Here is a 10,331-nt window from a genome sequence, read left to right as displayed (position 1 = left end):
ACTACGCCCCGCAAGCGCCCAAGCGCTCGTGGGCGCAGGAGAACCTGAACTATCCGGGCGGCGAGGAGGCTGACATCACCGGCGCCACGCATGGCGAGGCGAAGGAGGCCAAGAAGGAGGAGGCGCCGAAGCCGGCGGCTCCCGAGACCAAGCCCGATGGCATGGTGCTGCATCCGGAGGATAACCCGCAGTCGGTGTCGCCCTCGGAGAAGGCCATCCTGGAACGGCTGCAGAGCCGTCGTCAGGAACTGGAAGCGCGCGCCCGCGAGATCGATATCCGCGAGAGCCTGCTGAGAGCCGCCGAGCAGCGCATCCAGGCCAAGAGCGACGAGATGAAGGCCGTCGAGCAGCGCATCTCCGCGGTGAACGGCCAGAAGAGCGAGGCGGACAACGCGCGCTTCAAGAGCATCGTCACGATGTATGAGGGCATGAAGCCGAAGGATGCCGCCAAGGTGTTCGACCGGCTGGAGATGTCCGTGCTGATCGAGATCGCCTCGCAGATCGCGCCGCGCAAGATGTCGGACATCCTCGGGCTGATGCAGCCCGAATCCGCCGAGCGCCTGACAGTCGAATTGGCGCGCCGCGCCGGGGGTGACAAATCGTCGGAGGCGAGCGCCGAACTGCCCAAGATCGAGGGCAAGATGATGCCGCCGAAGACGAATTGAACCGCATATTTAATGAGCCCTTAAACGGCCGCGGCTAGCCTGACCGCGGGCGGGCAGGGCATGTCCGTGACGTTACGGATGTCGAACTGGAAGTGGTGGCATGGTGCGCACGGCTGACGTCGGATTGTGGTCGCGGGCTCGCGCTTGCGCGCGCGCGCGCCTTTGCTCGAGCCTTCGCGCCGGTCTTCTTCACGCAGGTCTTGGCCTTCTCGCCGCCGCTGTCATCGGCCTTGCCGGGCCGGGGGTTGCCCGCGCCGAGCCGGTGCAAGGCGAGGCGAGCCTGCAGGCCGCCAACGGCTATGCGCGGCTGGTGCTGAAATTCAGCGAGGACGTCGGCACCGAGGTGACGACGGCAGGCTCGATCCTCCTGATCAAATTCGAACGTCCCGCCGACGTTCCGGTCGATCGCTGGGTCGAGGCGGCTCCCGACTACGTCTCCGGCGCCCGCGGCGATCCCGACGGCTCGGCGCTGCGGCTGTCATTGTCGCGCAAGGTGCGCGTCAACACCATGTCCGCCGGCGAGCGCGTGTTCATCGACCTGTTGCCGGACAGCTGGACCGGCCCGCCGCCGAGCCTGCCGGCGGAGGTGGTGAAGGAGCTGGCTGAACGCGCCCGTGCCGCCGAGCGTGCGCTCCGGCTGCAGCGCGCCGAGAACGCGGCCAAGCGGCGGCCGCCGGTCCGCGTCCGCGCGCTGGTGCAGCCGACCTTCGTCCGCTTCGTGTTCGAGATGCCCGACGGCGTCAACGTCTCCTCGGTGTTGAACGACCAGAAGATGACGCTGCAGTTCAACGCGCCGCTGACCTTCGATCTCGCGGACGCCAAGATCGCCGCGCCGCCGAACGTCGCCTCGATCACCCAGAAGATGGATGTCGCCGCGAGCACAGTCGAGCTGAACGTGATCGGTGACGTCGACGTCCACACTTTCCGCGAGGACAAGAACTACAACATCGACGTCGCCTTCCAGCAGGCCGATGTGCCGAAGAACTCGGTCACGCCGGATAATCTGCCGAAAGCGAAGCCGGCGGTTGCAGCGAAATCAGGCGAGAAACCGAAACCGGCAACGCATGCCAGCGAGATCACGCCGCCGACCTCGGAGACGATCGCGCGCGAGATGAAGGCGGAGGGCAAGCCGGAGACGGCTGCGCCAGCGGCAAGTGCCGACGCGGCGCCAGCCCAGTCTCAGTCCGAACTGCCGAAGATCCAGCCGGCGGCTGCGCCGAAGGGCGAGATGGCGCAGGCCGAGGCCCAGCACGCCGCGACGGCCAAACCTGAAGCCCCCAAGCCCGAAATTGCCAAGCCCGAAATTGCCAGGCCCGAAGCTGCAAAGGCTGACGTGGCGAAGCCTGAAGCACCCAAGCACGAGATGGCGAAGGAGCCGGCAAGGGCCGCGTCCGCTCCGCCAACGTCCGATCATGCCGATGCGGCCGCTTCGGTCGAGGCGATCAGGGACTCCGAGGGGCTGCGCCTGACCTTCGGCTTCGACCGGCCGACGCCGGCCGCGCTGTTCCGCCGCGGCGATACGGTATGGATGGTGTTCGACTCCACCAAGCCGATCGACGTCGATCCTGTCAGGGCCAAGGGCGGCGCGATCGTCGGCGAGGTGACGCGGCTGCCTCTGGACAAGGGGCAGGCCATCCGCATTCGCCTCAACCGGCCGCAGATGCATTCGCTGTCGAGCGACGACGGCAAGGGCCGGAGCTGGACGCTCGCCTTCGCCGACAAGGCCGCTGGCGCGCAGCAGCCGTTGATGGTGATGCGCAACGTCACCGATCCCGCCCTTGCCAATGTCGCGGTGCCGCTCGCCAATCCCGGACCCGGGCTGTTGCACCGGCTGACCGATCCGGACGCCGGCGACACGCTGCTCGTGGTCACCGCGCTGCCGCCGATCCGCGGCTTCATCAAGCGGCAGGATTTCGTCGAGCTGTCGCTGCTCGACTCCTTTCACGGCATCGCGGTGCGTCCGAACACCGACGAGATCGCCGTCGAGGTCGCGCCCGACAAGGTCATTCTCGGCAAGCCGGGCGGGCTGACGCTGTCCTCGATCGGCTATTCGCCCGAGCGCGCACCGAGCGCGGTGCGGCCGATGTTCGACATCGGCGAGTGGAACAAGAACAAGAAGGAGCCATTCTTCGAGCGCGACGATGCGCTGATCAAGGCTGCCGCCAATGCGGAGCCGGAGAAGCGCGCGCAGGCGCGGCTCGCGCTCGCCCGCTTCTACATGAGCCACGCGATGTATCCGGAGGCCAGGGGCGTCACCAACCTGATGATCTCCGACGGCGATCCCCGCACCGACGAGATCGGGATGCTGACCATCCATGCGGTGGCGAGCATCCTGATGGGACGGCCGGACCTGGGCCTGAAGGATCTCGCCAGCTCCTCGATCGGCAACAATTTCGACTCGCAGATGTGGAAGGGCTTGGCCTACGCCCGCCAGGGCAAATGGGCCGACGCGCGCGAGAAGTTCAAGAACGTCGAATTCGCCATTGCCTCGCTGCCGATCGAGCTGCAGCGCGTGGTGACGGCGGATGCGATGAAAGCCTCGCTCGAGGTCCGCGACTTCGCCGGCGCCGCCAAGCGGCGCGCCGAGCTCGAGGTGATCGGCATCTCCCCCGACATGAAACCTGCGATCGCGGTGCTGCGCGGCCGGCTCGCCGAGGCGATGGCGCAGGAGAAGGACGCGCTCGACGATTATCATTTCGCCGCGGGATCGAACGACCGGATGGCCGCGGCCGAAGGCAAGCTGCTCGAGATCAAGCTCCTGCAGAAGCGGGGCGAGATCAAGCCGGAGGACGCGCTGCGCGAGCTGGAGACCTTGCAGGCGACCTGGCGCGGCGACGCGATCGAGGTGGAAACCCTGCAAATGCTGTCGCAGCTCTATAACGAGACCGGCCGCTATCTGGATTCGCTGGCCGCGGCGCGCACCGCGACCCGCCTGATGCCGAACGCGGAGGCGGCGCGCCAGACCCAGGATGCGGCCTCGGCGCTGTTCTCGCAACTGTTCCTGGACGGCAAGGCGGATGAGCTGCCGCCGGTCGATGCGCTCAGCATCTTCTACGAATTCCGCGAGCTGACGCCGATCGGCCGGCGCGGCGACGAGATGATCCGACGCCTCGCGGACCGGCTGGTCGGGATTGACCTGCTGGATCAGGCTGCCGAGCTGCTGCAATACCAGATCGACAAGCGTCTGGAAGGCGCGGCGCGGGCCCAGGTCGCGGCGAGGCTCGCGATGGTCTATCTGACCGCGCGCAAGCCGGACCGCGCGATCACCGCATTGAACACCACCCGCATCGCCGATCTCTCCGGCGAGCTGCGCACGCAGCGCCTGCTGCTGGAAGCGCGGGCGCAGAGCGACATCGGCCGCCACGACCTGGCGCTCGACATCATCAGCAACATCAGCGGCCGCGAGGCGATCCGGCTGCGCTCCGACATCTACTGGGCGTCGCGGCGCTGGCGCGAGGCTTCGGAGCAGATCGAGCTGTATTATGGCGAACGCTGGCACGATTTCCGGCCGCTCAATCCGGCCGAACGTGGCGACGTCATCCGCGCCGTGGTCGGCTACGCGCTCGCCGAGGACGCGATCGGGCTGGCGCGGTTCCGGGAGAAATACGCGCCGCTGATGACCGGCGAGGCCGACAAGCTCGCCTTCGACGTCGCCAGCAAGCCGGCTACCGGCACCAGCGATGAATTCACCCAGATCGCCAAGATGGCGGGGAGCGTGGATACGCTCGACGGCTTCCTGCGCGACATGAAGGTGCGTTTCCCCGACCAGACCGCACGCTCGCCGGAAGCAGCGCGTGACACAATGAAGGATCACGCCAAGAATTCTGCGAAGGCGGAGACCGACACCACCGGCGCGCTGCCGCAGATCAACGGCGTGAAGCAGGCCGACGCTGCGCGGTAGTATAACGTCGTTCGCCTGCTCTCCGTATCGGCGCATCGTTACGCGCCAGCGCCAACTACGAACTCCACCGTCGTCTCGGCCTTGCGCCAGGACCCATAACCACCGTTAGCGATCGTTTGGCGGCGATCCTCGACCAGCCTGCCTCATAACGTCTCCCTGGGGTTATGGATCCCGAATCTGCGCTTCGCTTGTCCGGGACGACGGTTGTGGTTGACGATGCAGCGTGAGCGCCGCGAGCCATCGCAATAAGGACGGCTCGCTTAAGGTGAAGTGTGAGGCGAGATGCCGCTGCGCAACGCCGTGGAGCGATCGGCGGGCCGCCGTTGACTCCTCCAGAACTTTAACTTTAACGTGAGCGCGACGGTTCCTCATCGAGGATTAAACGGGAACGCGGTGTGGGGTGACCCAATTCCGCGGCTGCCCCCGCAACTGTAAGCGGCGAGCCTTTGCCAGATGCCACTGGGTGCCAACCCGGGAAGGCGGCGAGAAGGCCACGACCCGCGAGCCAGGAGACCTGCCGTCAGTCGTGGTCACACGCATGCACATCGGGCGGGGTGTCCTGGTGGAAGTCAGACTGCCGCGTTCTGCGGGAGGAGGACTTGGCTTGCGGTGACGTGCCACGTTATCGCGAGTCCTATCGATGGCCCTGGTCTCTGCCGCATCCAAGCGGCACTTCGTCCTGCTGTCCTCCGCTGCATCGTCGTTCCTGCTCCTGCCTGCTGAGGCTTGGTCGCAGACGACCCGGCCAAGCTATCAGCTCGAACCCGTCGTGGTGACGCCGTCGGCCAAGCCGCCGGTGCGCCGCGCCACGCAAAATACGGCCTCGTTGACCTCGCGCGCGCGCCGGCAGCGGAATGCTGCTCGCACGACTGCTGCCGTGACCGCCGCGCCGGCCGGCCCTGTGTTCGCCGCGCCCACGCTCAATCTCACCGGCACGACCTCGACGGGAAGCCGGCTCGGCTTGACGCGGCTGCAGACGCCGGCCAGTGTCGATGTGATCTCGGCGGAAACCATGGCCGAGCGCGGCCAGCAGAATGTCATCGACGCGGTGACCCAGAACGCCGTTGGCTTCACCGCAAGCCCGGAGCCGGGTAACGGCAGCCTGTCCTTCAACACCCGCGGCTTTACCGGCAATGGCACGGTGATGACGTTGTATGACGGCACGCGCCTCTATGTCGGCTCGGGGACACTGACCTTCCCCTACGACACCTGGTCGTCTGAGCGTATCGAGGTGCTGCGCGGTCCCGCGTCGGTGCTGTATGGCGAAGGCGCGGTCGGCGGCGCTGTCAACGTGATCTCGAAGATGCCGTTGTGGGTCCAGAGCAACCAGGCCGAGATGTCGGTCGACAGCAACATGACGCGGCGCATTGCCGTGGACAGCGGCGGACCGGTCAACAAGGACGTTGCCTATCGCATCACCGCCACCGCCAATGCGTCCGACGGCTGGGTCGATCGCGGCAAGAACTCCAATGTCGAGCTGCATGCCGCGGTCCAGGTGAAGCGGAACGAGGATATGACCTGGACGATTTCCACCGACTACGGCGACCGCAGCCCCCAGCGCTATTTTGGTACGCCGCTGGTGAACGGGCAGCTTCTGGAGGCACTGCGCTTCAACAACTACAATGTCGGCGACAGCAACATCCGCTATCAGGACAGCCAGAGCCAGGTGAAGACCGAGTGGCAGGTCACTGACGCGATCTCGGTCCACAACACGCTGTATTATCTTGACAGCCAGCGGCACTGGAGGGATGCCGAGAGCTATTCCTACAATAACGATACCAAGAAAATCGAGCGCAGCGACTATATCGAGATCTTCCATGACCAGCGGCAGATCGGCGACCGCATGGACACGACCTTTCGCGGCCATGTCCTCGGCATGGCCAACGAGTTCGTCGCCGGCTTCGACGTCAACAACATCAGTTTCACCCACACCAACAACTCGCCTTTTGACGGCTCTTCGTCGGTGAATCTCTACGCCTTCGATCCCGGCCTCTTCAGCGGCGGGAATCCGAGTCCGACGGCGCCCGGATTCAGCAGCACGACCAATCAATATGGCGTGTTTGCCGAGAACCGCCTGTCGGTCACCGACCAGCTCTCGTTGATCGGCGGCATCAGACAGGATGAGCCGACGATCGAACGCACCGACTATCGCGCGCCTGCTATTGACAGCTTCGAGAGATCGTATCACGCCACGAGCTGGCGTGCCGGCGCGGTCTATACGCCGATCAAGGATCTCGCGTTCTACGGCCAGTATTCCGTCGCAGTCGACCCGGTCGCCAATCTGATCACCATGTCGGCGGTGAACCGCAATTTCGAATTGTCCACCGGCAAGGAGGTCGAGGTGGGCGTCAAGCAGTCATTTTGGAGCGGTCGCGGCGAGTGGACGCTCGCCGGCTATCAGATCGTCAAGAATAACCTGCTGCAGCGCGATCCGACCGGTCCGAACGTTACTGTACAGGTCGGCCAGCAATCGTCGCGCGGCGTCGAGGCGTCGGTGGGCTTCGCGCTCGATCATGGCTGGCGCATCGACGCCAACACCGCGTTGCTGCGCGCGAAGTATGACGACTTCGTGCAGCCGCTCGGCACCGGCACCGTGAACTACGCCGGCAACATGCCGATCAATGTTCCACAGACCGTTTCCAACATCTGGGCGACCTGGGCGTTTGCGCCGAACTGGTCGGCAAATGCCGGCATCCAGATTGTCGGCAAGACCTTTGCGGACAACGCCAACACTGTGGCGATGCCGGCCTACAACGTCGTCAATGCAGGCGTGCAGTGGAAGCCCGATCCGAACACGACCGTCTCGTTCCGCGTCTACAATCTGTTCGACACGATCTACGCAACATCATCCAATGGGCCTACTCAATGGCTCCTGGGCATGCCGCGCACTGCGCAGCTCGCCATGAACATGAAGTTCTGAGCGTGCGGCGCGGACTGACCCGAACGGCACGGCAGTGGCTGTATATCGGCCACCGTTGGGTCGGCATCGTCACCTGCCTGCTGTTCGCGATGTGGTTCATGTCGGGCGTGGTGATGATGTACGTCGCCTTTCCCGGCCTCTCCAACAAGGAGAGGCTGGCGGCACTGCCTGATATCAAGTGGGAGACGGTCGCGCTGTCTCCAGATGATGCGATGAAGGCGGCGGGAGTCACGCGCTTCCCGCGTGATCTCAGGCTCTCGACGCTGGCCGACGAGCCGGTGTACCGGCTGACCAATTGGGACGGCAAGCGACAGGCTATCTCTGCTGTCGATGGCCACGCCATCACGCACATCTCGGCATCGCAGGCGCTCGCGGTCGCATCGCATCATCCGGCCATCCGTGCACCGCACCTCACTGATGTCGTCAATCGTGACCAATGGTGTGTCACGGCGCGCTACGATCCGTTGCGGCCGCTCTATCTGATCAAGCTCGGCGACGATGCCGGCACCGAGCTCTATGTCTCCTCGCGCTCCGGCGAGATCGCACTCGACACCAACCACACCGAGCGTGTCTGGAATTGGCTCGGCTCGATCCCGCATTGGATCTATCCGACCGTGCTGCGCAAACATGGGTCGCTGTGGCGGCTGGTGGTGCTCTGGATTTCCGGCATCTGCCTGATCGTCGGCGTCACCGGCATCTGGATCGGAATTTTGCGCTTACGCGTGAGGCGACGTTATAGCGGCGGCAGGATCACGCCGTATCGCGGCTGGACGGCGTGGCACCATGTCACCGGTCTGATTGCCGGCCTATTCGTGCTGACCTGGATGTTCTCGGGCTGGCTGTCGCTCAATCCCGGCGACTATTTCGCCGGCCGTAACACCGCCGGCGAGGTGATGCAGCCTTATGCCGGCCACGATGCGCCTGACATTGCGACGCGGCTGCCGACGTCACTGCCGGTCGGCATGGTCGAGGCACGCTTCGTCTGGCTCGACGGAAGCCCGATGATGATTCTGGAGACGCGCGATGGCACCGAGCAGCCGGTCGATCCGGCATCGGGTGCGCCCATCCACCTGACACCGGACCGGCTATGGACCGCCGCTGCGAAGCTGCTGCCGGATGCGCGTCTTACCGATCGGCTGACTCTTCAGCGCTATGACGCGTATTGGTACGCGCACCACCAGGAGCGCGAACTGCCGGTGCTCCGGGCCATGTTCGACGATGAGGTGCGGACCTGGTTTCACTTCAGTCCCGTCACCGGCGACATCGTGGGACGCATCGACGAGAGCGGGCGCACCTATCGTTGGCTGTTCAACGCGCTGCACAGCCTGGATTTCCGGCTATTGCTGATGCATCGCCCGGCCTGGGACATCGTCGTAGTGCTGCTCTCGGTGCTCGGCACCGTCGTCTCGGTGAGCGGCGTCGTGATCGGCTGGCGCTATCTCCGTCGTTGAATGTCGAGCGGCGGGCCCGCTCTCGACAGTTGTGCCGGAACACGGCAATTTGGTCTCGCCAGCAGGCCGCGATCGTGTCGAACGATGCGCCTGATCGCAACGTGCCGGAGGACTCATGAGCAAGCCGACCAAGAGCGAAGCGGAATTGATCGAAATGGCGATGGCCGAGCTGAAGGCACATCTCGATCGTCCGGAGGGGATGTCGATCTCGGTGCTACGCTGGGGCACGCGATGGGAATTCCGCGCCAAATCCGATCCGGGCACGGCGACCAAGCCGGGCTATCCTGAATGCGTCGCGATGCTGGTGCAGATCGGCGACCGCTTAAGCAAGCAATATGACGTGGCGTGAGGGGGCGCTTGGTTTCCTCAAGCGATCGTCTGTGATGGAACAGCGCGCGGCCGTTGCCACGCCGCGCAGTTCCTGATGACGCGTCTCAACCAGCTGAGATCCGCGCCGTCGGGAAACCAGGCGCGTCGCGCCTGCGCATGGTCGTCAATACCGCGCGCGAATTCGAGGCCGGGCGGCAGGGCCGGGCGCAGCGCCACGGCGACACAGCGCGGATAGTCGCGGACGCGCCAGTCCGGCCGATGGGTCGGGAAGAACGCCAAGCACGGCACGCCGAATGCGTCAGCCAGATGCACCATGGCGGTATCCGTCGAGATCACCCAGCGCGCGTTGCGCACCAGCGTGCACAGCTCCGCAAGCGTCGCGCATTCGGGCGCATGCGCGACCTCGGCTGCGAGATCTGATGGTACGTGGCCTTGCGTGACCACGGCGCAGCTGCCGGCAAGCTGGCGCAGGATGCCGTCGTGGATCTCGTCCGGCATGTCGCGAAGCGGCGTCGACGCGTGCGGGCAGACGAGGACGTAGCCCCAGGGCCGGCTCGCAGGCTGCATCGCCACCCGCGGCGCCAGCCAGGCATTGCGCTTGAGACCAGATGGAACGAACCGCGGCTCGATGCCGAGCCGGCGGAGGAAGAAGTCGATCATCGAGGTGCGCTGGAAATCCGCGGTCAGTGCGAAGTCGCGGATATCGATGACGTGGTCGAACTCATCGGCGCCGCCGAACCGGGTTTTCGGCGTCGCATGCGCCTCCGGCAAAATCCTGATATCAGCGAAATCAGCCGCGGCATGGATGGCCGCGGCCATCGGTCCGAAGCCTGCCAGCCTGAACAATGTCGGGCGCGGAGGCATGAAGCCGAGCCGTATCGCGAGATGCAGCGCCTGCAGCCCGATGATGCCGTCGCCCAGCGTGCGTCCGAACCCATTGAGGATCGCAACGCGGCGCGCGGATGGTTGCAGCGACTTGATGTCGACGATCTGGGCAGTCATGAGCAGACAATCTACAAAGGCCATTGCGGTCTGACGGTGCAACGGCGCAGGATTGAAAGTCG

At 65.2% G+C, this 10,331-nt stretch carries 6 protein-coding genes and 1 riboswitch; of the genes, 5 read left to right on the top strand and 1 reads right to left on the bottom strand.

From position 1 onward, the window contains the following. The 5 genes from WA702_RS06035 to WA702_RS06015 all read left to right on the top strand — a co-directional run. A partial coding sequence (locus WA702_RS06035) for a MotE family protein (protein ID WP_425109622.1) occupies positions 1 to 665 on the top strand: 665 nt, incomplete at its 5' end. Between the two features lie 100 nt (positions 666 to 765). Next, positions 766 to 4,566 carry a tetratricopeptide repeat protein gene (locus WA702_RS06030; RefSeq protein ID WP_425109621.1) on the top strand — a complete coding sequence of 1,267 codons (3,801 nt, stop codon included), beginning with the start codon at positions 766 to 768 and terminating at the stop codon, positions 4,564 to 4,566. A gap of 344 nt (positions 4,567 to 4,910) precedes the next feature. Continuing rightward, positions 4,911 to 5,102: riboswitch (cobalamin riboswitch) on the top strand. Between the two features lie 104 nt (positions 5,103 to 5,206). Further along, entirely contained in the window at positions 5,207 to 7,486 is a 2,280-nt protein-coding gene (locus tag WA702_RS06025; protein WP_425109620.1) for a TonB-dependent receptor, read from the top strand. 2 nt (positions 7,487 to 7,488) lie between these two features. Continuing rightward, a complete protein-coding gene (locus WA702_RS06020; RefSeq protein ID WP_425109619.1) occupies positions 7,489 to 8,937 on the top strand; it encodes a PepSY domain-containing protein in 1,449 nt (482 codons plus the stop codon). A 115-nt stretch (positions 8,938 to 9,052) separates the two neighbouring features. Then, the gene (locus tag WA702_RS06015) at positions 9,053 to 9,286 is read left to right on the top strand and encodes a hypothetical protein (protein ID WP_425109618.1); all 234 of its coding nucleotides are present in this window, start codon (positions 9,053 to 9,055) and stop codon (positions 9,284 to 9,286) included. 17 nt (positions 9,287 to 9,303) lie between these two features. Here the strand turns inward: WA702_RS06015 and WA702_RS06010 are convergent. Beyond that, positions 9,304 to 10,331, bottom strand: a 1,028-nt coding sequence (locus WA702_RS06010) for a glycosyltransferase family 9 protein (protein ID WP_425109617.1), incomplete at its 5' end; no start/stop codon positions are given.

Source organism: Bradyrhizobium sp. (genome assembly GCF_049798375.1).
GTDB lineage: Bacteria > Pseudomonadota > Alphaproteobacteria > Rhizobiales > Xanthobacteraceae > Bradyrhizobium.
This window is presented reverse-complemented; position numbering and strand designations above follow the sequence as displayed.

What these genes read in the sequence shown, in the direction of transcription:
- WA702_RS06025 (WP_425109620.1), top strand. Translation starts at nt 5,207, where the DNA reads ATGGCCCTGGTCTCTGCCGCATCCAAGCGGCACTTCGTCCTGCTGTCC.
- WA702_RS06030 (WP_425109621.1), top strand. Translation starts at nt 766, where the DNA reads ATGGTGCGCACGGCTGACGTCGGATTGTGGTCGCGGGCTCGCGCTTGC.
- WA702_RS06015 (WP_425109618.1), top strand. Translation starts at nt 9,053, where the DNA reads ATGAGCAAGCCGACCAAGAGCGAAGCGGAATTGATCGAAATGGCGATG.